Raw genomic sequence first — 576 nt, forward strand, 5'->3', positions numbered from 1 at the left:
TACCTTTTGTTCTTGCTTGTATCCATTTTCCGTCCTTGCCAGTTAATGCGCTAAAGCCTTTCTTGATAAGTTTCTCTCGGATAAAATTATAATCAGCTTTGATTTCTTTGATAAGTTCATCATCTTCGGCAAAATCCAAGCTGGCGACTTTTAACAACTCTGCATTTTCGGAATTTTGACCGTGCCACATAACGGCACAAAATACTATTGATTTTAATTTTGCCCAGCAGTGGCTTTCAAAAAACGAATGTTTTTTCAATTCTTCGGGATTGATCATTGTGATTGCCATTGTTTCTTTTGGCGTAAGTTCATTTTTCACATTGTGAAAGCTAACCGATTTCAATTCATACGAAAGTCCATTTGGTGCTTTAGAAACATTATTTTCCAGCCCTGCCAATCTTTCTAAGACCAAACCTTTCCAACCCTTGTTTTGCTTTCCTGTTTCGTAAGTTGTAATTCCATGTTTCAAAGCAAGTTTTCGCAAATCCTTCCCGATATGCTTTTTCAAATTATTGATCGCAGTTGTTCTTGTGACTATTTTCATACTATTTTTTAGAAAATTTATTTTTAATATTT

Annotated in this window: 1 protein-coding gene; it reads right to left on the reverse strand. The window is 34.5% G+C overall.

The window, feature by feature from the left end:
* A partial coding sequence (locus tag COU51_00710; GenBank protein PIR67096.1) for a hypothetical protein occupies positions 1 to 544 on the reverse strand: 544 nt, incomplete at its 3' end.
* Between the last annotated feature and the right edge of the window lie 32 nt (positions 545 to 576).

Source organism: Parcubacteria group bacterium CG10_big_fil_rev_8_21_14_0_10_36_14, from assembly GCA_002772895.1.
In the GTDB taxonomy this organism is placed as follows: Bacteria; Patescibacteriota; Patescibacteriia.